24 protein-coding genes and 2 pseudogenes are annotated in these 25,233 nt (G+C 57.2%); 13 read left to right on the forward strand and 13 right to left on the reverse strand.

All coding sequences use genetic code 11. From position 1 onward, the window contains the following. Positions 1-473, reverse strand: a pseudogene (locus IQ241_RS08620) (hypothetical protein); the annotation flags it as partial. Between the two features lie 326 nt (positions 474-799). On the opposite strand from IQ241_RS08620, the gene IQ241_RS08625 reads away from it, so the two are divergent. Further along, positions 800-982, forward strand: a complete 183-nt coding sequence (locus IQ241_RS08625; RefSeq protein WP_193906047.1) for a hypothetical protein — start codon at positions 800-802, stop codon at positions 980-982. Between the two features lie 276 nt (positions 983-1,258). Here the strand turns inward: IQ241_RS08625 and IQ241_RS08630 are convergent, their stop codons facing one another. Both IQ241_RS08630 and IQ241_RS08635 read right to left on the reverse strand, forming a co-directional pair. Beyond that, positions 1,259-2,590, reverse strand: a complete 1,332-nt coding sequence (locus tag IQ241_RS08630; RefSeq protein ID WP_322743609.1) for an IS4 family transposase — start codon at positions 2,588-2,590, stop codon at positions 1,259-1,261. Between the two features lie 235 nt (positions 2,591-2,825). Beyond that, positions 2,826-4,445, reverse strand: coding sequence for a 2-isopropylmalate synthase (locus tag IQ241_RS08635; RefSeq protein ID WP_193906052.1), 1,620 nt, complete (start codon positions 4,443-4,445; stop codon positions 2,826-2,828). Positions 4,446-4,666: 221 nt separating this feature from the next. On the opposite strand from IQ241_RS08635, the gene IQ241_RS08640 reads away from it, so the two are divergent. Together IQ241_RS08640 and hydA are read left to right on the forward strand one after the other, a co-directional pair. After that, positions 4,667-7,393 (forward strand): EAL domain-containing protein, encoded by a 2,727-nt coding sequence (locus IQ241_RS08640; protein WP_193906054.1) that lies wholly within the window; start codon positions 4,667-4,669, stop codon positions 7,391-7,393. 138 nt (positions 7,394-7,531) lie between these two features. Next, positions 7,532-8,944, forward strand: coding sequence for a dihydropyrimidinase (hydA, locus tag IQ241_RS08645; protein WP_193906056.1), 1,413 nt, complete (start codon positions 7,532-7,534; stop codon positions 8,942-8,944). A 122-nt stretch (positions 8,945-9,066) separates the two neighbouring features. Here hydA and IQ241_RS08650 read toward each other — a convergent pair whose 3' ends face one another. From IQ241_RS08650 to IQ241_RS08660, 3 genes are all read right to left on the reverse strand, one after another. Next, entirely contained in the window at positions 9,067-9,426 is a 360-nt protein-coding gene (locus tag IQ241_RS08650; protein WP_193906058.1) for a low temperature-induced protein, read from the reverse strand. A 67-nt stretch (positions 9,427-9,493) separates the two neighbouring features. After that, on the reverse strand, positions 9,494-9,781 hold the full coding sequence (locus IQ241_RS08655) for a sll1863 family stress response protein (RefSeq protein ID WP_193906060.1): 288 nt from the start codon (positions 9,779-9,781) through the stop codon (positions 9,494-9,496). An 84-nt stretch (positions 9,782-9,865) separates the two neighbouring features. Further along, positions 9,866-10,294 carry a CsbD family protein gene (locus IQ241_RS08660; protein ID WP_193906062.1) on the reverse strand — a complete coding sequence of 143 codons (429 nt, stop codon included), beginning with the start codon at positions 10,292-10,294 and terminating at the stop codon, positions 9,866-9,868. A 406-nt stretch (positions 10,295-10,700) separates the two neighbouring features. Between IQ241_RS08660 and IQ241_RS08665 the strand changes: the two genes are divergently transcribed. From IQ241_RS08665 to IQ241_RS08685, 5 genes are all read left to right on the forward strand, one after another. After that, positions 10,701-11,174, forward strand: coding sequence for a DUF2294 domain-containing protein (locus IQ241_RS08665; protein WP_228021515.1), 474 nt, complete (start codon positions 10,701-10,703; stop codon positions 11,172-11,174). A 255-nt stretch (positions 11,175-11,429) separates the two neighbouring features. Beyond that, the gene (locus IQ241_RS08670; protein ID WP_193906064.1) at positions 11,430-12,218 is read left to right on the forward strand and encodes a DUF2267 domain-containing protein; all 789 of its coding nucleotides are present in this window, start codon (positions 11,430-11,432) and stop codon (positions 12,216-12,218) included. Between the two features lie 83 nt (positions 12,219-12,301). Continuing rightward, a complete protein-coding gene (locus IQ241_RS08675; protein WP_193906066.1) occupies positions 12,302-12,610 on the forward strand; it encodes a hypothetical protein in 309 nt (102 codons plus the stop codon). Between the two features lie 85 nt (positions 12,611-12,695). Beyond that, entirely contained in the window at positions 12,696-13,586 is an 891-nt protein-coding gene (locus tag IQ241_RS08680) for a mechanosensitive ion channel family protein (RefSeq protein WP_193906067.1), read from the forward strand. 51 nt (positions 13,587-13,637) lie between these two features. Then, positions 13,638-14,627, forward strand: a complete 990-nt coding sequence (locus IQ241_RS08685; RefSeq protein ID WP_193906069.1) for a YegS/Rv2252/BmrU family lipid kinase — start codon at positions 13,638-13,640, stop codon at positions 14,625-14,627. A gap of 32 nt (positions 14,628-14,659) precedes the next feature. On the opposite strand, the pseudogene IQ241_RS08695 reads toward IQ241_RS08685, so the two are convergent. The 5 genes and pseudogenes from IQ241_RS08695 to IQ241_RS08715 all read right to left on the reverse strand — a co-directional run bounded on the left by IQ241_RS08695 (position 14,660) and on the right by IQ241_RS08715 (position 19,557). Next, positions 14,660-15,333, reverse strand: a pseudogene (locus IQ241_RS08695) (GGDEF domain-containing protein). 312 nt (positions 15,334-15,645) lie between these two features. Then, complete coding sequence (locus IQ241_RS08700; protein ID WP_193906075.1) at positions 15,646-16,311, reverse strand: CHASE3 domain-containing protein; 666 nt, start codon at positions 16,309-16,311, stop codon at positions 15,646-15,648. Positions 16,312-16,380: 69 nt separating this feature from the next. Next, positions 16,381-17,571 carry a SpoIID/LytB domain-containing protein gene (locus tag IQ241_RS08705; RefSeq protein ID WP_193906077.1) on the reverse strand — a complete coding sequence of 397 codons (1,191 nt, stop codon included), beginning with the start codon at positions 17,569-17,571 and terminating at the stop codon, positions 16,381-16,383. A gap of 120 nt (positions 17,572-17,691) precedes the next feature. Continuing rightward, entirely contained in the window at positions 17,692-19,056 is a 1,365-nt protein-coding gene (tftA, locus tag IQ241_RS08710; RefSeq protein ID WP_193906079.1) for a hormogonium tapered terminus morphoprotein TftA, read from the reverse strand. A gap of 168 nt (positions 19,057-19,224) precedes the next feature. Beyond that, entirely contained in the window at positions 19,225-19,557 is a 333-nt protein-coding gene (locus IQ241_RS08715) for a DUF3082 domain-containing protein (protein WP_193906081.1), read from the reverse strand. A 55-nt stretch (positions 19,558-19,612) separates the two neighbouring features. Here IQ241_RS08715 and IQ241_RS08720 point away from each other — a divergent pair, with 55 nt between their 5' ends. The 3 genes from IQ241_RS08720 to IQ241_RS08730 all read left to right on the forward strand — a co-directional run bounded on the left by IQ241_RS08720 (position 19,613) and on the right by IQ241_RS08730 (position 21,462). After that, on the forward strand, positions 19,613-20,299 hold the full coding sequence (locus IQ241_RS08720) for a queuosine precursor transporter (protein WP_193906083.1): 687 nt from the start codon (positions 19,613-19,615) through the stop codon (positions 20,297-20,299). 19 nt (positions 20,300-20,318) lie between these two features. Beyond that, the gene (gene rsmA, locus IQ241_RS08725; RefSeq protein ID WP_193906085.1) at positions 20,319-21,149 is read left to right on the forward strand and encodes a 16S rRNA (adenine(1518)-N(6)/adenine(1519)-N(6))-dimethyltransferase RsmA; all 831 of its coding nucleotides are present in this window, start codon (positions 20,319-20,321) and stop codon (positions 21,147-21,149) included. An 82-nt stretch (positions 21,150-21,231) separates the two neighbouring features. Continuing rightward, positions 21,232-21,462 (forward strand): hypothetical protein, encoded by a 231-nt coding sequence (locus IQ241_RS08730; RefSeq protein WP_193906086.1) that lies wholly within the window; start codon positions 21,232-21,234, stop codon positions 21,460-21,462. 59 nt (positions 21,463-21,521) lie between these two features. Here the strand turns inward: IQ241_RS08730 and IQ241_RS08735 are convergent, their stop codons facing one another. Further along, the gene (locus IQ241_RS08735) at positions 21,522-22,241 is read right to left on the reverse strand and encodes a hypothetical protein (RefSeq protein WP_193906087.1); all 720 of its coding nucleotides are present in this window, start codon (positions 22,239-22,241) and stop codon (positions 21,522-21,524) included. A gap of 226 nt (positions 22,242-22,467) precedes the next feature. Continuing rightward, on the reverse strand, positions 22,468-23,427 hold the full coding sequence (locus IQ241_RS08740) for a metal ABC transporter solute-binding protein, Zn/Mn family (protein WP_193906088.1): 960 nt from the start codon (positions 23,425-23,427) through the stop codon (positions 22,468-22,470). A 105-nt stretch (positions 23,428-23,532) separates the two neighbouring features. Between IQ241_RS08740 and IQ241_RS08745 the strand changes: the two genes are divergently transcribed. Then, the gene (locus IQ241_RS08745) at positions 23,533-24,330 is read left to right on the forward strand and encodes a metal ABC transporter ATP-binding protein (protein WP_193906089.1); all 798 of its coding nucleotides are present in this window, start codon (positions 23,533-23,535) and stop codon (positions 24,328-24,330) included. Further along, on the forward strand, positions 24,320-25,180 hold the full coding sequence (locus IQ241_RS08750; protein ID WP_228021516.1) for a metal ABC transporter permease: 861 nt from the start codon (positions 24,320-24,322) through the stop codon (positions 25,178-25,180). The genes IQ241_RS08745 and IQ241_RS08750 overlap by 11 nt, the downstream gene beginning before the upstream one ends. Positions 25,181-25,233 lie beyond the last annotated feature (53 nt).

Here is a 25,233-nt window from a genome sequence, read left to right on the forward strand (position 1 = left end):
GGAGCGGGCCGGCCAACCGGGGGGCTGACAGGGAGGTTGGACGCCGGTTGGGGGCGGGCCGGCAAGTCCGACTTGGGCGGACGCGGCGGAATCACCAGCCGCTGCGGCTGAGCAGGCACAAACGCTTCTGGAGCGGCGGCTTCAAAATCTTCGTCAAAGTCATCAAGGCTATCTCTGAAGTCGGGATTTAGGGCCTGTTCGACGTCTGAGGCGGGCTCTGGATCTGAGCACCAGGGTGAAGGCAGCGGTTCAAACGGCGGTGCCGATCGGCCTGAGCTAGCCTGGTCTGAAGCCGCCGAGTCGGGGCCGCGGTCGCTAACCCAGCGCTTTTGATGGAGCATCCGTAGGTCTAGCTCTCTGCTGGGTTTGGGTGGAATCAATAATGTCTTTTTGAGCTTCTGTTTATCAAAAGACGTATCGGCAAAAGCAGCGAAGAACTGATCGAGGTCGACTTTTTCACTTTTTTCCTGCATGAGAGATATACCTCAATAGCAAAACCGGAGACCGTTGAGCAATCTGTTATGATGCCCAATTTCGCCTGAGATTCAGCTGAGGTCAATAAGGGAGAAAGCCTCTATTGAACAGGTGTTCGGCCCGCTCAATCGGGTCGCTCGCCCGCCGATCGGGGGTGACGTCCCTGATCGGCGGGGTGACGTCCCTGATCGGCGGAGGGCTAAATTATTTCCCTGAATTTAACCCATGGATCGGGTTTGTCAAGGGGTTATTTTTCCGGACGGGGCCAATTTTGACTGTAAAGAGGAATAGCCCTCATAAGTACCTAAATTTAGACACCACACCCATGCCACAGCCATCCCCCAGCGCATCCAAAACCGTACTGAATTTTCCCAAGCGGCGGAGTTCTCCCCAGCCCGTAGAAGACTTCTGCAAGGTCCAGCCGCAGCTGCTCAGGATTTTGCATTCGCTCAGTCAGCTTGAGCAAAGCCGGTGCGGTGCGCTCCGAGGTCGGGCTTCAGGGCGGTAGCGCCAGTTTATCAGGCCCAGTTGTCAAATCCGGTTGTCAAATCCGGTCCTTAGGCTCAGCGGCCAGACCAGCGACCCGGCTAAGCTGACCCGGCCTCGGGCCGGTTAGGGACGTGCATGTTAATAACGTACCAGCCATCCGCGCCGGAGCCCACTCTTCGAGAAGAGCAAGCTCTACATCCCCAGCCCTTCTCCCGAGGGGAGAAGGGAGCCGGGTTCAAAGTCCCTCTCCCCCCGGGCTATCCATTACGCAAAAGTCGCTGTGATGGGGACAGGACTAGCGTTTGGCGGCGAGTTGCGCGCCTTCGAGCAGATGATGGAGCACCCCCAAGCCGCGCCAAAGCGTCTTCAAGCCCGGTTCCCCATCTCCCTTGCGAGCTAAGAAGCCACCGAGTTGGGCAATCCAGCGCACCGCCTGACGGATAGTAGGCGGCTTTTTGGAACGGTTTTTGGGCTCGAACCGACGCCTGAGCAATCGCCATTCGGCGGTTTGCAGGATGGCGTCACAAGCGTCATCTGGGGCAACTCTGGCGTGGTAAGTCAGCCACATCAGACGCCAAGCCACAATCGAGTAAGTCGCCAAGGCATTGCACAACCGCTCCGCTGTTTCGAGCTGGAGCTGCTCAATCCGGCAGCCGCTTTTGAGCGTAAAGTGAAAGCGCTCAATTAGCCAGCGCCGACTGTACCAGCGCACACACTGACAGGCTTGCTCAAAGGTCTCAACCGGCAGGGTGGTCAGCAACATCCAGCGAATCGGTTGGCTGCCATCGGCGGGGGGCTGAGTTTCTTCTGCGAGCACCGCATTGAGCTGAACGGGCTGGGCGGCTGGGGCTTGCTTGCCATTGCGAGGCACCGCAATGGTCAGCGTCATCGCCCGCAGGGTCAAGGTGGCCTGACGAGCCGGGCGCTGCGGATTCCTGGCGACTTCAACGCTCAGCTGTCCCTGGATGGGCGCTTGCGCCAGGGTGGGGATAAGATAACCCAGTTCACCCTCGACTTTCCGATTGTGGGCTGCCCGAATCAGCAGTTCGCTGTGCGCGCGCCGGGGTTGGACAAACAGGTCATAGATATCGGCCTCTCGGTCTCCCACATGCACCAGACAAACGCTATCGTCAACCCCCGGCTCGGCTGCCGTCAGCGTATCTAGCCAGCGCTGACTCTCTTTCTCACCGGTCGGCCTTTGTCGCCGAGACTGCCGTTTACCCGCCCGTTCCGCTCGGCTCCAAGTGTGCTGATGCAGCACGCCTAACGGCTCACCGTCTCCACTGACCGCAAAGCAGCTATGCACTTTGATGCCCTGCTGCTGGGTCTGGCAGATGAACCCTAAGCCGCTGGTCTGCTGCAAACTGCTAAAGTCTAAGTCTGTCGTATCTTGAATCGCCAGCACAACGCGCTCGGCATTGACTCGGGCGACGACGCTGGGACGATGACTGGCCAAAATTTGTCTGGCTTGGATGCGCGGGTTGGACCAAAAGCGATAGATGCTCTGGCTTTTGGAAGCCTGCTGCGTCGCTTGCGGCACGCTATCGTTGGGATGTTCGCTCAATGCCCGCAAGGTCTCTCGCAGCCGCTTGGCGTGGCGAAAGTCCTCGAAGGAAAAACGATGGATTTCTTAGCTGACCCAATCGCGCATCTCAATTACCCTCGATAAAAACGGGAACGCTTTCTGCTAAACTCGCACAATCGCTGCCTCAAGTCTATGCCCTGCAACTCTTCTACATACTTCTGCGTAATGGATAGCCCCCCGGGAGAGGGATTTAGGGTGAGGGCGAACCGGTACGCTATTTAATTGCCAGTCCCTTAGCCTAATCGGCCCGCCAAAGGCCGGCCGTCAGACCTATCCATCAAAGGCTGCTACCGACGGTCGCTTGCGCCCGCTGAGGGTGCAGAGACTGGCCTTGCTGAAGAGCGCTGTAGAGTCGGTTGAGGGCATTCACATAGGCATCGGCAGAGGCGACGACGATATCGGTGTTGGCGGCATGGCCCGCATAAATGCGGTCTTTGTGGCGCAGCCGGATAGTGACCTCACCCATGGCATCAATGCCGGCGGTGACTGACTGAACGGAGAACTCAATCAGGTCGTTGGGAATATCGACGACGCGGTTGATCGCTTTGTAGACCGCATCGACGGGGCCGGTACCGATGGCCGCATCCATCAGTTCTTCGCCGTCTGGAGTGCGCAGCGTGACGGTGGCGGTAGGACTGGCACTGCTGCCGCAGGAGACCTGCACCAGGGCTAGCTTAAAGTGCTCGGCGACTTGGAGGGTCTCGTCGTTGACGATCGCTTCCAGATCGCGATCGCTGATCTCCTTCTTCTTGTCGGCAATCTCCTTGAACCGCAGAAAGGCCCGATTCAGCTCTTGCTCGCTTAGCTCAAAGCCTAGCTCCTTCAGTCGCGAGCGAAAGGCATTGCGGCCCGAGAGCTTGCCCAAGACGATCTGATTTTGGTTCAGGCCGATCAGCTGCGCATCCATAATTTCATAGGTCAGCCGATTTTTCAGCACCCCGTCCTGGTGGATGCCCGACTCGTGGGCAAAGGCATTGGCGCCGACGATGGCCTTGTTGGGCTGCACCAACATTCCCGTTAGGTTAGAGACCAGTCGGGAAGACTTATAGATTTCCTGCGTATTGATCTGGGTCAGCGGCGCTTCCGACTCGGCGGGGCGGCCGAGGAAGGGATTGTAGTATTGCCGCCGCACGTGCAGCGCCATCACCAGCTCCTCCAGGGCAGCGTTACCGGCTCGCTCGCCGATGCCGTTGACGGTACATTCCAGCTGCCGAGCGCCGTTTTCCACCGCGGCTAGAAAATTGGCGACCGCCAGGCCCAGGTCATTGTGGCCATGGACGGAGATCACCGCCTGGTCAATATTCGGCACGTTTTCGCGGATGCCGTGAATTAAATGGCCAAATTCGCGCGGGGTGAGGTAGCCAACCGTATCGGGAATATTCACCGTGGTCGCACCGGCCGCGATCGCGGCCTCCAGCACCTGGTAGAGGAATTCGGGCTGCGACCGGCCCGCATCCTCAGGGGAAAACTCAACGTCCTCTACGAAGCTTTTGGCCAGGGCGACCATTTCCTGGGTAATGGCCAGTACCTCATCCCGCGACTTTTTGAGCTTGTAGCGCAGGTGAATATCGGAGGTGGCAATGAAGGTATGGATGCGCCCTTTGGCGGCTGGGGCGAGCGATCGGGCCGCCGCTTCGATATCTGGTCGGGTGGCCCGGGCCAGGCCGCAGATGACCGGCCCCTCCGGCGTGCCCACCTCTGCTGCAATCCGCTGCACTGCCTCAAAGTCGCCTGGGCTGGCAAAGGGGAACCCCGCCTCGATGATATCCACCCGCAGCCGGGCCAGCTGCCGGGCCACTGCCAGCTTTTCATCAACGTTCATGGTCGCCCCGGGCGACTGTTCGCCGTCCCGCAGCGTAGTGTCAAAAATTAAGACCCGATCTGGCTGTGTGCTCATGGTGTTCTCGGTATGTAATCGCTACCTTCTATTTTAAGGCCGTCTTTGATCAACCTTGATTATCCTTAGCATCAGGGGCTATCCGTAGAATTGCGATGGGGCTGATACGATTTTCAGCGCCGCTGGGCACCCTTATATATGTATAGGGGCAAAAATAGCGATGTAGCTTCTACGACTGAGCCGTCTGTCCCTATATCAGTCGCCCACACACCTAAAAGCCTATGAGCGCCTGGTCTCGAATCGCTAACTTTCTACCCCGCACGGCGGCAGGTCAGCAGCGCGGGCAACAAGCTAACCCCACCGCTGACCCAGCCATGTCCTCGCTCGACTGGGCTTCGTGCCGATCGCAGGCGGCCCAGTTCCAGCTGCTGAGGACGTTGGTCTTGAGAATTGGTGCAGCAGCCGACTTAGGAACGGCTTTGGGCAATGTGATTGAGGCGGTGTCTCAGGCTCAGGGCTGGCAGTATGGGGAAGCCTGGATGCCCGTTCAAAACCAGGGTATTCTCACTTTGATGACGGCTTTGTCCAACCTGACCGGTCCGGCTTCAGCTCACTTTGACTCGGCTCAGTTTGGCGAGCGCAGCCAGCAGTTGACCCTTCCGCTAAATGTCGGGATTCCAGGTCGGGTTTGGGCTAGCCAGCAGCCCGAATGGCAGGAAGATGTTTCCGCGGTTTCAGAGAGTCTTTCCCGCCGACGCCAGCTGGCAATTGACTGCGGCGTCAGAGCTGCGTTGGGGGTACCGCTGGTAGACGGCGATCGCACCCTAGCCGTGCTCGTTTTCTTTAGCACAGCGGCCATGCCCGAAGATCGCCAAGCGATCGAGACCATTACCGCCATTTCGCCCCAGCTGGGCCAGCTGATTCAGCAAAAGCAGGCACAGGTTTCCCTGCGCCAGAGCGAAGAGCGGTTCGAAGCGTTTATGAACAACAGCCCGACAATCGCCTTTATGAAGGATGAAGCCGGGCGCTATGTCTACGCTAACCAGACCTGGAAGTCTCAGTTTCTACTTGAGCCCAAAGAGCTGCTGCACAAGACTGACTTTGAGCTTCTACCGCTCGAGATTGCTCAGCAGATTTATGAAAACGACCGCACCGTTCTCGCCCAAGACCACCCCCAGCAGCTGATTGAGTCTGTCCCCATGCCAGACAGCACGATGCACGACTGGCTGACCGTCAAGTTTCCTTTCACCGATCAGCAGGGCCAGCGGTTTATTGGTGGCGTCACCTTTGATATTACCCAGCGCAAGCAGCTTGAGCAGGCTCTGATGAGAGAAAAGGAGCTGGCCCAGGTGACGCTCCGCTGCATTGGCGAAGCGGTAATCACAACCGATGCCCAGGGGCATATTCAATATCTCAACCCGGTCGCCGAGAAGCTGACCGGCTGGTCTCAGGTTGCGGCTCAGAAGCGGCGGATTACCGATGTCTTGCACATTTTGCATGAAACCAGCCGAGCGCCGGTGGCTAATCCAGTGCTGAGGTCTCTACAGACCGGCCAAACTGCTGCCCTCGACCCGGAAACGGTACTGATCTCCCGTGATCATCAGGAATTGGCCATTCAGGATTCGACCGCGCTGATTAAGGCAGAGGATGGCGAGATTTTAGGCGCTGTGATGGTCTTTTATGACGCCAGCCAAACCCGTCATCTATCCCGCCGCCTGTCCTGGCAGACCAGCCACGATGGGCTCACCGGCCTGATTAACCGACAGGAATTTGAAGCCCGTTTGGAACAGGCTGTCCTCGGGGCACAGCATCAGCGTCAAAACCATACGCTGTGCTATTTAGACTTAGATAATTTCAAAATTGTCAATGACACCTGCGGTCGGATAGCGGGCGACCAGCTATTGCAGGACGTGGCAACCTTACTGCTGGCTCAGATCCGCTCTAGCGACATCCTAGCTCGGCTGGGGGGAGATGAGTTTGGTCTCCTATTGCGTCACTGCTCACCCGAGCAGGCCGCCCAGATTGCCCAAAATCTCAAATCGAAGCTTCAAGCCCATCGCTTTACCTGGCTGGAAAGAACGTTTGCCGCCAGCGTTAGTATTGGCATGACCGCGGTGACAGCTGAGGCGGAGAACGCTGCCAGCTTGCTGAGTGACGCCGATGCAGCCTGCTTTACGGCTAAGCAAAAGGGACGCGATCGCATTCATCTCCACTGCTCCCAGGATAGCGACCTCTGCCAGCATCGCGGCGAAGTCCGGTGGGCAGCGAGGATTGTCGAAGCCCTGGAGGCCGATCAGTTTTGCCTTTACTATCAGCCGATAGTGGCGGTTACGCCGGCAGTCGCAGGCGGCGAGCATTACGAGGTCTTGCTGCGGCTACGAGACCCCAGCGGCCAGATTATTTTACCTAGCGAATTTATCCCAGCCGCCGAGCGCTATCACCTGATGCATCGGATCGACCGCTGGGTGATTCAAACCCTATTCGCCACTCAAAGAGACCATTATCAAAGCGTCTGGGCAGCTTCCCAGACCCAGCCTAGCAGCTATCTCTACGCGATCAATCTCTCGGGCGCCAGCATCAACGATGAATTTATGGGCTTTCTCACCGAACAGTTTACAGAACATCAGATTCCGCCAGGGCTGATCTGTTTTGAAATTACAGAAACCGCGGCGATTTCAAATCTCTCCCAGGCCGTCCAGCTGATCGACAATCTCAGAGCCCTGGGCTGCCGGTTTGCCCTAGACGATTTTGGCAGCGGCATGTCTTCGCTGGCCTACCTCAAAACGCTGCCGATTGACTACCTCAAAATCGATGGTAGCTTCATCCGCCAGATCGTAGACAGCCCAATCGATGCGGCTATGGTTCAGGCGATTCAACAGATCGGGCAGGAAATGGGAATACAGACCATTGCCGAATTTGTTGAAAATGAGGCGATTTTCGACAAGCTAAAAGCGATTGGTATCGACTATGTCCAGGGCTATGGGATGGGTCATCCCCAAATCCTCTGACAACAGCTGAAGCAGCTCTCTCGTCGAGCTTTTGCTCAATAGAGCAGCGGCCCAGTTTGACAATTGTTCAGTTTGAGCTTGAGCTAAGCCCCCCAATTCACTATTCTCAGGGGAATGCGAACTCAGCGGGAACGGGCCATGTCTCAGGTGCTCATTCAGAACGGACGGGTGGTTACGGCGGTGGACGACTACCGGGCCGATATTCTCATTCAGGACGGCCGGATCGAGGCGATCGCGCGTCATCTGGATGTCCCTGACGCCGTTATTCACGATGCCGCTGGTCTGCTGGTGCTGCCCGGCGGTATCGACGTACACACCCACATGGAAGGTCCCCAAGGCCCCGCCGTCAACTGTGATACCTACGCGACCGGTACTCGCTCAGCGGCCTTTGGCGGCACCACAACGATGATTGACTTCGCCTATCAGAACAAAGGTGACAGCGCTAGACAAACCCTCGATCGGCGGCTGGCTTTGGCTGAGCCTCAGGTCTGCATCGACTACAGCTTTCACCTGATTCTCACCGATGTCACCCCCGCCGTGCTCAGCGAGCTGCCTGGGCTAATCCAAACCGACGGCATCTCCAGCTTTAAGATGTTTATGGCCTATCCCGAAACCCTGATGGTGGATGATGCCGATATTTTCCGCACCATGCACAAGGTCGGCGAGCACGGCGGCATGGTCAACCTGCATGCTGAAAACGGTGGTGTCATCCAGGTGCTGATTGAAGAAGCGCTGGCCCAGGGACACACCTCGCCGAAGTACCACGCCCTAACCCGGCCCCGGCTGATGGAAGCCGAAGCCACCCACCGGGCTATCCGGCTGGCCGAGCTGGCCGAGCTGCCGGTCTATATCGTCCATCTGTCAGCCCCGGAAGCGTTGGAAACGGTGGTACAGGCACGCGATCGCGGCATTCCCGCCTTTGCTGAAACCTGCCCCCACTACCTGTTTTTAGACGAGCAGGAATATGACCGGCCCGGCTTTGAGGGGGCTAAATATGTGATGACGCCGCCGCTGCGGCCGGCCGACTGCCAGCATCATCTCTGGCGCGGTCTGCGGTTTGACGACCTGCAAATTATCGCCACCGACCACTGCCCCTTTTGCTTTAATGAGCAGCCCCTCGGCCTGAAATATTCTAAGCAGCTCGGGGCTGACAGCTTCGCTCAAATTCCCAACGGTGCGCCCGGGGTGGAACTGCGGCTGATGCTGCTCTATGACGGCGGCGTCCGGCCCGGCAAAATTTCGCTCAACCGCTTTGTCCAGCTGACGGCCACCGCCCCGGCCAAGATGTTTGGCCTGTTTCCCCGTAAGGGCACGATTGCCGTCGGCAGCGACGCCGATATCGTGCTGTTTGACCCGGAGCAGCGGCATACTCTCAGCGCTGCGGCCCATCATTCGCAGGTGGACTACAGCCTGTTTGAAGGGCGCCAGATCGTCGGTAAAGTCGCTAAGGTGTTCAGCCGCGGCGAGCTAATTGTAGACGGCGATCGCTGGCTGGGGAAATCCGGCCAGGGCCAATTCCAAAAGCGCGCCGCCTCAGGTCGGATTTTATGAGCGCCCCGGCCTAAACGCTTCTCCTTATAAGCTTCTCCTTAATAAAATAAATAAAATGAGCAGCTCGACTGGAGCTGCCCATTGCTAGAACTGAATTTAGAAGAACCGATTCGGGCTCAGGGTTAGCGTTTGCCGGTGACCGATTCCAGTGCTTCCTGAACCTGTTCTGAGACGGCCTCAGCGGAGGAATTCTCCGGACGATTCATACTTTCAACGTTGGCTTTACCCTGGACTTCGTTCAGGCCCTCGTTGGCTTTTTTCTGGACTTCGCCCATCTTTCGAGGGCCGCCCTTGACCGATTCCTGGGATTCCTTGAAGACTCCCTCGAGGGGCTCTTCGCCACTGGCGGGGTGGCTGGGAGCGCTACCAATCGCCAGCGCTGGCGCCGCACTGACAAAGAATAGCAGCACAAAGGTAAACGCGATCGCCAATACTCGAAGGTTTTTCCAGAGGTTAGAAATAGATAGGTTTAAAGGGGTCATAGGTTTTCTCCAATACATAGAGTTGAAAGAACACAACGGCTAGCGCGATCGCTCGGGCATCAAGCCGCTATTTGAATCGGGCCGCCGCACTGTCAAAAGCGCTTTTCAGTTCGCTGACGGCAGTATCTAGGCCACCCATAATATCTTGCCAGGCGTCGTCGCTAGCGCTTTTGAAGTCTTGTAAATTTTGCTGGATGGCATCTCGCTTTTGGTCCAGCATTTTGAGCTGCTGATCATATTGAGTTTGGGTCTCAGCGGTAGCCTCAGCCGCCTTGGCCTTGAGTTCTGCAAAGCGAGCATCGAGCTGGTCGAGCTGAGCCCTGATTTTTTGCTCACGCGCTTGTTTGGTATCCATATGTCCTCTCCTCCTGAATTGCCGACCGGCGATTGCAGGATTAACAGCGCCTATATTCTACCGGCTGAGGCCGATGGACCGAATCTACTGACCGAAGAAATCTTTGACGGAGTCAGTGAAGTTTTCTACCGCATTCTCAGTCCGATCGCCTGCCTTATCTGCGGCCTCTTTAACGTTGCCGGCTCCCTGGCGCAGTTTACCTTTAGCCTGGTCGGCCGCGCCCTCTAGCTGACCTGACTTATCATCGACGGCGTCGCTCATAGTCCGTTTGGCCGCCCCGGCGCTCTCCTGCATTTGACCTTTGATCTGATCGGCCGCCCCGGCGCTAGTCATGCGGTCAAACTCGGCCTCAGCCCGGGATTGAATCACGTCGGTGGCGTTGTCTGCGGCTATCGCGGGGGCAGACAGGATACCCAATCCCATAATCAGCGCAACCAGACTGAGGCAGGTTGCCCGAAAGACGGTTCGGCTAAAAGCGACTGTAGCTCGCAAAGAAATATAAAGAAATTTCATGGGGTTGATTCCTAAATGGTTTAGAACTTGACTTCAGATATACCGCGCTCCTTCCCCACCTCAAATCAATCTCGCGGCGGATCTTGCCACGAGTGACGGCCTCAAAAATCAGTCAATAGGCAGAAACTTCACTGCCCAGTGAGCGCCGAACGCCACCCGTCCCTCGCTAGCAACGGGCAGATATGCGCCCTGGTCGAACCGTGGGTTCCGCCCAGGGAGTGATGAGCCGTTAGCAGCCAAATGCCATGATTGCTGGATGCATTTAGCTTATCCGGTTCGGTTCGGCTGCGAGTGGACTAAAAAGGCCCGTCAGGTCTGACGGCTGAGATCGCTCGCTTGGCGACGTATCTTCCCGCTTGATGGCCGTCAGTGCTTAAGTCTCAATCGGGGCCAGCCACATATAGACATGACTTCCGCAATGACCTCTTTAGATAATTCACCGCCAGACTACCCGACCGCCGGACAGCTCGAGCGAACGCTGTCGCAGAAAATTCAGGCCCTTTATCGCGACCAGCTGGGGCACCAGCCTAGTAAGGTGACTTGCCAGTTTTTCGGCACCCAGCTAGTCATCGTCTTAGAAAGCTCAATTACGCCGCTCGAGCAGCGCCTCAATCAGGCGGGCCAGGCTGACTTAGCTAGGCAGGTGCGTCACCAGCTCAGCCAGATCATGAAGCCGCTAGTTGGGGCAACTGTAGAAGCGGTGAGCCAGGTTAGCGTGACCGAGGTTTTGAGCGATGCGTCTCTAACGACCGGACGGACTGGCATCATCGCCAGTCTGGAAGACACGCCCTTAGTGCGCAACCCTGAGGCGATTCCTAAAATTAAGCGGAGTCGGCTGAAGTTGGCTGAGCCAAATGCAGACCTAGACCTGAGCTCTTAAGGCCTGAGTCGAGCGACTCAAGCAGCGGTGAGCAATTCCGTCTACAGAACGATGCATCCATCGCCGCCGATACGCTCTAATAGATATCGGTCAAAACTCATTTTTTAACGCTTGGCCACTGCTGCCGCAGCGCTGTGCAAATGAAGCCTTTGGAGCTTTTTGCTGAGCGACTTCTCCAGCGTGAGCCGCTATGTCAGAATCTCTACTGAGAGAAAACTACCGTTTACAGCCATCCATAGGGGTGGTAAAGCCGATATGACTATCGAACTTAAGGAAGATATCGCTTATATCCTGCTTAAAAAATTAGATGAGGGCAAAGCTCAGCCCGACTCAGCCCAGACCCTTACGCTAGATGACTTTGCCGGTCGTGAAACCAGTCCCACCGAGGTGATGGCCCACCTAGACTATCTCAACCAGAAAGGCTATGTAGAAGCTGAATTCAGCGGTGATGCCTACGCGGCCAAGGGGCCCAATCCGGCTCCGGCGATGGTGACAATCCAGTCGGCTCAGCTGACCGATCGGGGCTCCCAACTGCTAGCAAAAATGAATGAGAAGATGCCTGATACTATGCGCAGCGGCCCCAGTACGCCGATCTCGTCTGAGAATATGTCCTTCCTCGAAAAGGTCATGCTCAAGGGCCACATTGCCGACGTTTTTGATGCCAGAGACATCAGCGAAGTGATCTTCCGGACCATGCGCGACCTGATGACGACCGAAGCCTCTAAGCAGGTCGAAAGCGAGCTGCATGAGGAGTCGCTGCCCAGCACCGATGAAAAGACCCTGCAAAACGAGGTAGCCGAGCTCTGGCGCGATACCAATCCGCTGGTTCGCTTCTTGAGCAATGTCCGCCCGCCGCTCAAGTTCGACGCCGATACCTTCATTTTTCGCGTCCAGCAAGAGGCCGGCCTGCCTAAAGATACCGGACCTAAAACGGTGATTACTGCCGTGTTCTCAGCGACCAAAGAAGAGCTTTCTCAAGACAGAATTACCAAAATCGCCGGATTTTTGCCGGGAGAAATTCGCGAAATGTGGGAATCAGCTTAGTCTGAATGCTCAGTTGGAAAAGCTTCAGCCCATTTTACTTATGCCCGATTAGATCCATCACTTAGTAGCCTATAGGAGGTTCCATGGAACAGCCCAATCGTCATTCTGACAGTCGAAAAGTCAACCACGTTAAACCGCAGGAGAAGCCGACCGATACGGTTAATCCTGGCGACCAGATTGACCCGACCGACTCTAAAGAGGAGAAAGACGAGCAGATCGCGGTCGAATACGACGACGCCACCGGCAACCGGGTCGCAGTGCCCACCTATTTTGAGGTAGAGGGCGAAGACGGCCAGAAAAAAGAGCTGCACCACGTCGAAGAAGCCGAAGAAATCTCGGACGTGATTCGTCAGGCTAGAACGGACGAAGACGGCGATCGCACTTGGCGGTAAGCTAGCTAGGGAATCAGTCAAATAGGGTATGGGCTAGCCCATACCCTATTTAGTTATGTTTAGCCTCTAGGAGGTAAAGGTCTCTATGAATGCGCTGATCGAGAAAATTCAGGCGAGTCTGCTAGATCTGGTCGGTGAAGCGGTTAAGATTTTGCCGGGACTGGTGTTGGCACTGGTTATCTTGCTGCTGACTCGATTTGCTGCGAATCTAGCTCGCAGAGCGGCGCGCAAGGTTGGACAAAGAGCCCTCAATAGCCTATCTCTACAGTCTTTAGTGGTGCATACCGCTTTTGTCGCAACCTGGATAGTGGGAATCATTCTAGCCTGCATTTTGGCCTTTCCAGGATTTAACTTAGCCAGCGTCGTGGCGCTGCTGGGACTGGGCTCCGTCGCCGTTGGCTTTGCTTTCCAAGACATCTTCAAAAACTTTCTAGCCGGGGTGCTGCTGCTGCTGCAAGAGCCGTTCTCAATCGGCGATCAGATCATCGTTAGCGACTTTGAAGGTACCGTCGAAGAAATTGCCCTGCGCTCGACCCAGATCCGGACCTATGCCGGGGAGCAGGTGGTGATGCCCAACTCGATCGTGTTTACCAGTCCGGTCCAGGTGCTAACTGCCCGGCCCCAGCGCCGTACTGACCTGGCGATTGGAGTAGACTACAATACGCCCCTGCCCAAGGCGGTAGACGTCCTTTTTCAAGCAGTTCAGACGGTTGATGAAGTGGGCCAGACGCCCTCACCCGAGATTGATATCGTCGGTTTTGGCGACAGCTCTATTGACCTGATGGTGCGCTACTGGACCCAGCCCGAGATGAAGGTGGTGCGGCGGGTTCGCACGCAGGTGATGATTGCGCTCAAGCAGGCCTGCGATGCTGCCGATATCAATATTCCTTACCCCATTCGCACGCTGTATTACTACAATCAAGAGAAGTTTAATGATTACTTAACCAACGACGCTCATTCTGCCAGCGGCGAATAGCCTTTTCCCCAATTTTTATTGCAGCCTTATGCTTGCGCCAATCTGCACCCTATGACCCGCTCTGCCTTTCTCATTTTCAACCCGGCTGCCGGTCAGGGCAATGCTGAAACCGATCTGGCATTCATCAAATCACAGCTTGAGCCCGTCTTCGACCTCGGCGTGCATGAAACCCAGCCCGATACAGACGCCAGCCAGCTGGCGCATCTGGCAATTGAGCAGGGGGCTGAGGTGATCATTGCTTCGGGGGGGGACGGGACGGTCTCCGCGGCGGCCGCCGCGGTGATTGGCTCGGGGATTCCTTTTGGGGTGCTGCCTCGGGGCACAGCCAACGCCTTTGCCAATGCGCTCAAAATTCCGACGGGGCTGGCCCAGGCCTGTGAAACGCTGCTCGACGGCATGGAATATACGGTGGACGTAGCCACCTGCAACGGTAAGCCGATGCTGCTGCTGGCGGGTATCGGGTTTGAAGCCGAGGTGGTGAAGTTGGCCGATCGCCAGTCAAAGGACCGTTTTGGGCTGCTGGCCTACGTCCTAGGTGGCGTCCGCGAGCTGCGCAATCTGGAGAAATTCCATGCTGAAATCGATACCGATGAGAATCTAGTTGAAGTGACCGCCGTTGCCATTACGGTGGCCAATGCCGCGCCGCCCAGCTCTATTTTGGCCCAGGGACCGGCCCAGGTCGTCGCCGATGACGGTTTGCTCGATGTCACCATCGTCTCAGCTGAGGGCATGACCAACGCGATCGCGAGCGCCTATGACCTGTTTCGCTCTGCCCTCAACGGCGATGCGGCTTCCCATCGCGACATTGGCTATCTGCAAAGCCGGTCGATTACGATTCGGACCGAACCGCCCCAGCCGATTGTGCTTGACGGCGAGCTGATTGGCGAAACGCCGGTTGAAATTAAGTGCATTCCCCAGGGGCTGACGGTAATCGTGCCCCAGCAGTCAGGCAAACCGGCGAGCGAAAGGCTGGAGGGCCTGCCTGATTTGAAGGTGACGCCGAAGCTGAAGGCGCCTGAGGCAGAGGAAAATCAGGACTAGGTGCGGGTGAGACGGTAGGATAGCGGCTGACGCTACTCTTGGCTGCTGAGCACCGTACAGTTGCGGCCTGCTGCCTTGGCCTGGAACAAAGCCACATTCGCGGCTTTTAGCACCTCGTCGGCGGTTGTCCCGGCTTCGGGGTAGGAGGCCACACCCAGAGAAATTGTAATGCATTTGCCGCCCGGGGCCGGAAGATGCTGAATCTTTTGACGAATGGTTTCGGCCTTGCGGTAGGTAATCTGCTTGGGCGCACCCGGCATAATCAGCACAAATTCTTCGCCGCCGTAGCGGCAGCCACATCTTCGCCGGCTCGGGTGATATCGGTCAGCAGGCTGCCCAGGGTGCGCAGTACGGTATCGCCGGCCTCGTGACCAAACTCGCTGTTGAACTGCTTGAAGTGATCGACATCCATAAAAATTACGCCTACCGTAGCGGGCGGTTCGCCTTCCGGCAGCTGATGATTTTTGCGCTCGGCACTCGCGATCGCGCGTTCTAGCATTTCATCTAAAAAGCGCCGGTTATAGATGCCGGTATTGGCATCGTGAAAGCTGAGATACTCGAGCTCTGACTGTAGGTGCAGCACCGCCAGCGGCAGCGCAATCTGCGGGGCCAGGGCCGAAATTGTCGCCCGCTGGGCCAGCGGCACCCGGGTGAGGTGAATGACCCCAATCGTCTGCTCGTGGGCCTGTAGGCGTAGACACATCATCTCGGTTGGCACGCCCTGGGGATGGAGCTGCTGGCAGAGCCGACAGGGCAGCCGAAAGGCGCTGCGCCTGCGCCTCGCCCCGGCGCAGCGCCCAGCATTCCCTTGGCGAACAGTTTCCTCTGGCGTTCAGGTCCCCTACCTGGACGGTCGGCGCCATCTGGTCGCGGGAACTGTTGATTTCGTAGAGGACACTGGCACTGCCCGGCAGCAGAAAGGTCAGAAAGGACTGCAAAATTCGTAGGCTTCGTCGGAGGTGCGGCAGGTCAGCAGATGGCTGCTCAGGTCCTGCTCCAGCTCGATGGTTTGCAGCTGCTAGTTGAGCTGGAGCAGGACCTGCCTTTGTTTTTGCTGGTGCCGGTCGGTGCGCCAGGAAAATAGAATGACAATGCCCAACCCGGCAAAAATAATGCCAGACGCCATGGTCCCCTGTCGATTGGCATGGTCGCGGCGTAGCTGCAGCAGCCTTTTTTCCTCCTGCAGAATCGCCCCGAGCCGCCTTTGGACCTCATCACTGAATAAAAGCACCTGCTGTTCGGTCGCTACCGTAGCCGGATTGTTCTGGACTGCGCGAATCAGCGCCTGCTTTTGCGCCAGGTGCCGCTCTAGGCTGGTTTTGAGGTCGTTTATGCGCTGCTGCTGGCTGCGATTATCGACGGTTTGCCGCTGGAGCAGATCGACCTGCACGGTCGCGGCGTCGATGTGCTGAAGGTATCTAGTCAGCGCTTCTGAGTCCTGGTCGGTCAAGAAAATCTGGAACTGGGTCTGGCTGCTGAGCAAGCTGAACTCGATTTGCTGTATCGTCTCCAGCACCTCAAAGGTATGGTTTACCCAAAACCGGGCCTGGCGTACGGTAACTTGGGCAAAAACGGTCAGTATCGAGACCAGCGCCAGCCCTAGCCAGACAGCAGTTTGGCTGTTCAGCCGCGGCGAGAGAAATTTGCGGCATGTCTTGGCAAATTTAAAATGAATTGCACCCATGGTGTTTGGCGATCGCGTTATCCCGGTTCTAGGCTTCCCAACCGCCGAAGCAGGGCGACATCACAGCGGCTACTGCACCTGAAACCGGGCTAGCTCAGTCTGCTGGTAGTAGTGCCGCAGAATCTGGTCATAGCTCCAGCCCTGGTCGGCTAGGCCGCGAGCCCCCCACTGGCTGAGGCCAATACCATGGCCATAGCCGCCGCCGGTGGCGGTAATGAGGTCGGACTCGGGATGATATTCCAAACTGAACCGGGTGCTGCGCAGGCCGAGCTTTTGCCGCAGTTCGCTACCGCGCAGGGTGACTGCGCCATCCTCGCCCTCAATCTCCATCGATACAATCCGGCCCCAGCTGGTGCGGCGGGGGTCACCCAGCTCGGTCACCAGACCAATATCGCCGATTCGCGTGCTAAAGTCTGCTCGCGAAAAGGACTCCAGCCACTGAAACACAGGCGCACCTTGGTCGTAGTCTGGGACTCCCCTTAGGTAGGGCACATCGCTGCTCCAGATTTCACCCGCGTTCTCCGTGTGGCCCCCTGACGAAGAATGAAAAACCGCTTCAATAATTTGGCCGCTGTAGGTCAGCACCTGCCCCGCTGTCGCATCGACCGCCGCCACCGTTGACGGGGCCTCCTGGGCAACGCCGCCATAGACCTGGTAGGCATCGGTGCCGCCCAGGTCATAGAGCGGATTCTTAGCCCGCTGCTGCTTATAAAGGGCATAGGAACGAGCCGCAACCGCCTGCGCCTGGAGGGCCGCCTGGGGCCAGCTGGTGAGCATTTCACTGCCGACCACGCTGTAGAGATAGCGTTCAAGATCGACATAGTTAATTGCCGTCAGACCGTCCGCCGTCGGCACCACCCGCACCCGGCCCCGATACCATTTGCCGCCAATCCAGACCAGGCCGTCAGTCTCCGGCTCTAGCCAAAAGGCACTGGACTCGGCCAGCTCATCTGCACCGGCCTCATCCTCGCGGGCGGTCAGCGCTAGCTCTCCATCGTCTGCGGTCACCGTAATGCTCTGAAGGCCGGGCAGCTGATAAATGGCCTGTCCGGTGCCGTCGCGAATGATCCCAGGCGTGGAGCTGCCAATGTCGATTTGCTCCAGTTCCTGGACAACCGCGACGCGCAGCTCTAGCGCCGCCTGAGCTGGCAGCACCAGCAGCAGCCAAACCGTCAGCGAGCCGAGCCAGCGCCATCCCCAGCGCCATGGGTAGCGATACTCAAGCAGCCAGTGTTTCTGAAACTTTAAAACAGCAGTCATAGGCTCAGGCAGGGACTGTACAGCAGCAGGTTGAACTGTCAAAGACTACCCTAAAAAATGACAAAAGTTGAAGCGATTTCTAGACATTTAGGGCCAGTTTCAAGTTTGGTTTGAGCTGGGTTACAGAATGCTGGCCGACTCATAGAGCCGACGCAGGGTGGCTAGAATCTTCTGACCATATTGGGGGTCGGCAGCCCAGCGCCCGCTCAGCTGTCCGACTAGGGGAGCGACACCCCGGGTGACAAAGTTAAATCGCGGATCGACCAGCTCCTGCACCAGGGGCTCGATGCTGGCATAGGCTTTGAGGTGCTGGATGTGCGCGCGAACGCCAATCCGAGCGCTGGGAAATGAGGCCCCTGCCGAACCGCCACCGACCGCACCGATCCCGGCAAAGTTATTCTGCGTCGCCTTGATGTCGCCGCCAAAGCGGAGAAACCCTGTCTCAACACACATCTGGCAGAAGGCAATATCGTGGTCTACACCCTCGATCGCACCTTCATCCCGGTAGAGCTTGGCAATTTCGGGAAAGAGCTGTAGGGCGCCTTCATGATTGGATTTCAGGAACATAATCAGCTGCACCTCGGAGGTGTTGCCCGGCCCCATAATCCGATCCATTAGGCCGGGGCAGATGCGCAGCTTTGAGAGCGATCGCAGCAGCACCGTTCGGGTGGTACTATCCCACCCCACCGACACATTGAAGTCTCGCAGGTCAATCGCTTTGATATAGACCACGTTGCGATAGCGGATACGGCGAATGTTGGGCTGTTCGGTGAGATCAACCCCCAGCCGGTCGGCCAGGTCAATCGGCACATAGGCATTGTTCTGGACGATGATGGCCTTTTCGTCATAGGCGCCGCCGTTAATGCTGATGCTGACCTCGGGCAGGTCGGACTGCGAGCCTGGGGCGGTAGGCGACTGGCCCGACACGGCCCGGCTCCAGGCAGCCAGACCGTCGGCCAGCCCCAGGGCAACTTCGCGGCGGCGGCCCTGCAGCAGCTTCAGGTCGTCGGGATTAGTCAGGTAGCCCAGCTCGATTAGCAGCGAGGGCGGCGCCACCTGTCGGCAAAAGGCCAGCCGCCCTACGCCCGCCGCCGTGTCGGGCTTGACGCCCCGGTTGGGCAGCTGCGGCACTCGGCGCAGCAGGGCCAGCAGCAGCAGCTCGGCATGGGTACGGCGGGCGTCATTATTGGTGATGTAGTAGACGCTCGCGCCTCGCGCGGCTGAGTTGCCAAATTCGCTGCTGTGAATTTCTAGGGCGACGTCATCGGTGCGGGCTCGACCGTTGATCCAGGCAATACTCTGGGCCAGGCTGAGGTCGTCGGGCACTGAGAGGACTTCAAAGCCGCGCGATCGCAGCTCTGGCACCACCAAATCACGCACCTTGATCATCTCCTGAGCTTCTGTCGTCCCCTGCACCGTAGCGCCCGTATCTCTGACACCATTCTCAAAACCGCCATGGCCGGCTGAGATAAAAATCTTTCCCATCACTGTGCGCCCCAAAAAGCAAGCCGAAACGCAGGTACTATAACCGCTTTCCGCGCGGTTTTACAGAAAACTTGGCTTGCGGGTATTTTCCTGAGTTTTCGTCAGGATACCGTAATTTCTGGCGGAATTTGCCCGGGCTGAGGTCCTGTGCCTGCTGCCTGGGGCCGGCTAGCTTTCAGAGTCGGCAGACTGCCGATCCAGCAGCTTTTTAATCACCAGCTGCAAGCCCAAGGCAAACAGCCCCAGGGCGGCGATGCCGAAAACGCCCGCCCCCAGGGCCACGATGCCCGTCACCAAAGTCCTCACTGCAGCCGATAGGTTAACCACCGTAGGATTGTCCGACGTCACCGGCTTATTCGCAAAGGTTGAGGCTACCGACAGGGTGAGCCGATAGGCCAGGATCGCCAGACTGCCAGCCACCAGGCTGCCGGTAAAGCAGCGCAGGGGCGTGGTGGGCAGGGCCTCAGTCAGGGCCGGATCGGCGGATTCGGGCGGAGCCATAGCAGGTTGACAGCTAGAATAAAACCGTTCCTTCAGAATAACGCTTCAGCTGCCCATGCGAGCCTTTAAGCACCTCGACGCGATTACCGTCCTCTTTGTCACCGTCCTGCTGATCTCCAACGTCGCCTCGACTAAAATTGTCGATTTTGGCTTCTTCACCTTCGACGGGGGGACGCTGCTGTTTCCTCTCAGCTACATCTTCGGCGACATTTTGACCGAGGTCTATGGCTATGGGCGATCGCGCCGGGTGATCTGGATGGGGTTTGCGGCAGCGCTGCTGATGTCAGCTACCTTTATGCTGGTCGGGGCACTGCCGGCGGCGAGCGACTGGCCCAATCAAGAGGCCTATGAGAAGATTTTGGGGCTGACGCCGCGAATTGTGCTGGCCAGCCTGATTGCCTACTTTGCTGGCGAATTTTCTAACTCGCTGATTTTAGCCAAGCTGAAAATTGCCACCCGGGGGCGCTGGCTCTGGCTGCGGACGATTAGCTCCACCCTAGTCGGCCAGGTGCTAGATACGGCATTGTTTATCCTGATTGCCTTCTGGGGCATTTTCCCCGCCGAGCTCATCGCCGTTCTGGTGATTTCGAACTATCTCTTTAAGTGCGGCGTCGAAATTTTGTTCACGCCCTTTACCTACTGGCTTACGGGCTGGCTGAAGCAGCAGGAGCAAGAAGACTACTACGACACCCAGACCGACTTCAACCCGTTTCACCTACCCGGTCGGCGAACGGTGTCTTAGCCGTTTGGCAGGTTGCTAAATGACCCCTCGTCCCCGCAAACGGCTAGGCCAGCACTGGCTACGCAGCGAGCCAGTGCTGGCTCAGATTGTGCAAGCCGCTGAGCTGGATGGGCGCGATCGCGTTTTAGAAATTGGTCCTGGCCAGGGCGTCCTTACCCAGCGGCTGCTGTCTGCCGCAGCAGCCGTCGTCGCCGTCGAGATCGACCCCCAGCTCTGTCAAACGCTGGAAAATCGCTTTGCGGGTCCCCTGTTTCACTTGATCCAGGCCGACTTTTTAGACCTCGACCTGGCCGCCGCTCTGGCCGATTTTCCTAGCTTTCAGCCGCTTAATAAAGTCGTCGCCAATATCCCTTACTACATCACCGGCCCCATTTTAGAAAAGCTGCTGGGTACGATTAAACAGCCGCGCTACCCAGCCTTTGACAGTATCGTTTTGCTGGTGCAAAAAGAAATTGCTGACCGCCTCTGCGCCCGGCCCGGCACCAAAGCCTGCGGCGCGCTAACCGTGCGGCTACAGTACCAGGCCGACTGCGAAGTCATCTGCGCCGTCCCAGCCAAAGCCTTCTACCCACCGCCCCGAGTCGAATCCGCAGTGGTGCGGCTGCGCCCTCGCCCCTTTCCTCTACCGGTGCAAGACCCCGCCCGGCTCGATCAGCTGCTCAAGCTCGGCTTCGGCCAAAAGCGCAAAATGCTGCGCAACACCCTCCAACCCCTAGTAGACCGCGAGCAGCTGATGCAAATTCTCTCAGCCCTCGGCCAAAACCCCCAGGCCCGAGCCGAAAACCTCAGCGTCACCGACTGGGTCAAGCTCACCAACCAGCTTATTCAGAATCCCCAAATAATCGAGTGATGCTCTGACCTGCGGATTATGGGCCAGGGTTCCATAATGAGTAACTGTAGAAAAGTTTCTGCAGGACAATGCGATCGCAAAAATGGCTCCTCTTCGGACTGGCTCCGGTGCTGCTGGCAATTGTCAGCCTAAAAAAGCAGTGAGCGATCGCCATCAGCTGGCCGCTGCCAGCCTTGTACCTGAAACAAAAACAGATTGGTCGCTGGGCGATCGCTATGACCCGACCCAAGCGGTCAAAGACCTCCAGCTGGTTTGGCAAGCGGACTTTGGTGAAGCAGCCCAGACGGGGAAAGTCGTCTACGTAGACGAATAAAAAAAGCAGCCAGTACGGATACTGACTGCCCGAGGAGAACTTTGAGCGTAACGGCTTGCCTAGATCGTTTGCGGAACAGCCGCTCCCTCAGATTTTCGCTTGATTGTGTAGCCCGCCCCGACTGCGAACAGGCCCAGGGCCATTAGCACGGCCGGTTCAGGAACATCAGCCGACGGCTCCTGGGGGTCGAGCAGGGTACCAACAACGCCAGCTAGCTTAGTGCTGCCTTCGCGATTATTTCCAGTGCCGACGCTGGTGGCCCGAATGCCCCAACTCATGCCCGCAAAGTCCTTAAGCGTCAGGGCCTGACCGTCTCTGCGGGTAAAGGTCCAGGACGTAGATTGAATATCGTCTTTGCCAATGCCTTTAGTCCCGATTTCAATCCCACCGTCGCAGCCGCCGGTCGGAGAGCAGGGATTCTGATTTGAATCGCCCCCTACGAGCCTTACGTTTTTACCAACTGTGTCAACGCTGTTGGCTAAAAACTTGGATTCCCCAACACCGGCACCTTTGTTAACCAGACCCAGAGACGGCAGGATGGACTCATTAGCGACGTTAAAAAAGATACCCTGCAGGTCGGCCAGCGCGACGCTCCTATCAACATCAACTTTGACATCGATATTGCTGCCATTTTCTAGAAGCCAGACATCGACTTTGGCATTGTCTCCGGTGAAGGGAGATAGGGAAAAATTCAGCGAAGCGGCCTGGGCCGGTGTAGCCATCAGGGTTGCAAGCCCGGACACTGTGACAGCGGCTAAGAGCTGCAATGGGTGTTTCATTTACACATCCTCCAAAGGTCTTCCAAAACATGGTGAATAGAGGACCCTGAACGTCCTTTGCCAAGCTGAGAATATCGCGCGGCCAGCGATCGGCAAGCCGCACAGACAGTATTCATCTATACCTAAATTAAGGATTGTCTACGGGCAATGGCCTCCGTATCTACACGGTTAATCTCTTAAGGAGTTGGTGAAGCTGAACCGAACGCTTTACCGCTCTTTCATTGACTTATTCAAACGGGGTGACCTCGCCTCCTAACGCCTGCACAATGGTTTGAGTATTGGCCGCCATCATCCGAAGGTAGCTATCGCCGGCGCTGCCAGCCGGGCCGATGGAGTCCGAGTACAGCTGAGCTGGGGCCAGTTCCACATTGGCTTCCTCAGCAACGGTGCGAATCAGCTGGGGGTTAATCGTTGTCTCAGCAAAAATCGCCGGGATTTGGGCAACCTTCACCGCTTCAACCAGCCGCTGCACGGTCTGGGCACTGGGCTGCTCTTCGGTACTGATGCCGATTAGGGTGCCAATGATGTCAAGGTCGTAGGCGCTGGCGTAGTACTGAAAAGCATCGTGGGTGGTGACCAATTTGCGGCGTTCAGCCGGAATCGTCTCAGTCTGCGCGATAATCCAGCCGTCTAGCTCGGTTAGCGCTGCCGTCAGCCGGTCGGCATTTTCGCGGTAGGTGGCCTCAGAGTCCGGGTCGAGGGCGATCAGGGCATCGCGAATCGCGGCAACCATCGCGATCGCGTTTTCCACATCGCCCCAAACGTGAGGGTCTGGCTCGGTCTGGCCCTGGTATTCATAGTCCAGCGGGGTGACCACCTCACCGACAGCCAGCTTCTCGGCGTCAACTCCCGCTCCGTCAATTAGCCGAATCAGGCCAGGCTCCAGGTTGAACCCGTTATAGAAAATCAGGTCAGCCTGCTCTAGGGCGACCGTATCCTGAGGGACTGGCTCATAAATGTGGGGATCGTCGCCGGGCTGGAGCAGGCCGGTGAGCTGAATTTCTTCGCCCCCGACGGACTGAGCAAGGTCAGCCAAAATCGTGCTGGTGGCGACGACCTGCGGCAGATTGGCAGATAAATCCTGAGCAGCCTGAGGGTTGCAGCCGGTCAGATACAGACCCAGGGAAAGCGCTCCCACCAAACTGAGGCCGCTATAGATAGGTCTGAAGCAATGTTGATAATCCATACAATACAATCGACTGATTTTTTAGATTTTTCATAATTCTTTCATTTTTAAACCGTATACTGTTTTCATAATCCTTTCATTTTTCTTTTCATTTTTAATTTCGATATGGATATTCAACCCGCCTACTGCTCCCTTCCCAGACCTGGACTACGGCTCGTCAACAGCCAATTTCCGACGCTGAAACCCGTTTCAATTAGCGGCCTCAGCGTTTACTATCAGCAGCTGCTGGCGCTCGATCAGATTTCGGCGGAGTTTTATCCAGGGCGGGTTACCGGCATTATCGGCCCTAACGGTGCAGGCAAAAGCACGCTGCTTCAGGCCATGCTGGGTCTGATTCCCACTGCCAGCGGCACGGTTCGGTTTGGCTCTCAAACCCTGGCAGACCAGCGCCATCAGGTGGCCTACGTACCGCAGCGAAGTCAGATTGACTGGCTCTACCCGGCTACGGTTTGGGATGTGGTGCTCATGGGTCGAGTGCAGAAGACGGGCTGGTTCCGGCGGTTTTCCGCTGCCAGCCGACAGCAGGCTAGGGCAGCGCTAGAGCGGGTTGGCATGGCCGAGCTGCGCAATCGCCCCATCGGTCAGCTATCCGGGGGGCAGCAGCAGCGAGTGTTTTTAGCCCGCTCTCTGGCTCAGGAAGCCGATGTTTTCTGCTTTGATGAACCGTTTGTTGGGGTCGATCAGAAAACCGAAACGGTTCTATTCGAGATTTTTCATGAGCTGGCCGATGCGGGCAAGACTGTGATTGTGGTCAACCATGACCTGGGCGAGGCGATTACGAACTTTGACGACCTCCTCTTACTGAACCGTAGCCTGATTGCCAGTGGCCCCCGGCAGCAGGTGCTGAATCAGGAGAATTTGCGCCACGCCTATGGCGGTACGGTGAGTTTCTATGCGGCCTGATCGGGTGATGGAGCTAGTTCGGGCTTTGGTGGAGCCGTTGCAGTATGGGTTTATGCAGCGATCGCTGATGACCGCTGTCTTAGTCGGGCTGATCTGTGCGGTGGTGGGCAGCTACCTGATGGTGCAGCGGCTGGCGCTGCTGGGGGATGCAATTAGCCATTCGGTGCTGCCGGGGCTAGCGGTGGCCTTTGTGCTGGGGATTAACCTCAGCCTGGGTGCCTTTATCGCGGGAATTTTGAGTACGCTGGCGATTGCCTGGATTCGGACGCGATCGCCTCTTAAGGAAGATGCTGCGATGGGAATTGTCCTATCGGCCTTTTTTGCCCTGGGCGTCACCTTAATTACGCTGATTCAGAAGAATAACAAGATCGACCTCAACCATTTTTTATTCGGCAATATTTTGGGGGTAACCGCAGCCGACGTCCGCGATACGGTCGTTATTGCCGGAATTGTTGTGCTGGTCGTCTTTGCACTTTATAAGGAGCTGCTGTTCTACACCTTTGACCCTTTGGGGGCTCAGGCGGTGGGGCTGCCGGTGAACCGACTCAACTTTGGCCTGATGGCGCTGATTGCCCTAACGGTGGTCGCCAGCCTCAAAGTGGTGGGCGTGGTGCTGGTGCTCTCACTACTGATTACGCCGGGGGCGACGGCCTACCTGCTAGTACCACGACTGCATCAGGTGATGCTTTTAGGCGCGGCAATCGGAATTGTTTCCAGTATTAGCGGCATGTATTTGAGCTACTGGTTTAACCTGCCCTCTGGTCCAGCCATTGTCCTAGTCACCTCTGGACTGTTTTTCCTCTCGCTGCTGCTGCGCCCACAGTCTGGTCTATGGCAGCTCAAGCCCTGATAGTTGTCAGACCAGTATGGATCGAGGCGCCGCCAGGCACTCGATATTGCACG

It is taken from the genome of Vasconcelosia minhoensis LEGE 07310 (assembly GCF_015207255.1).
GTDB lineage: Bacteria > Cyanobacteriota > Cyanobacteriia > Phormidesmidales > Phormidesmidaceae > Vasconcelosia > Vasconcelosia minhoensis.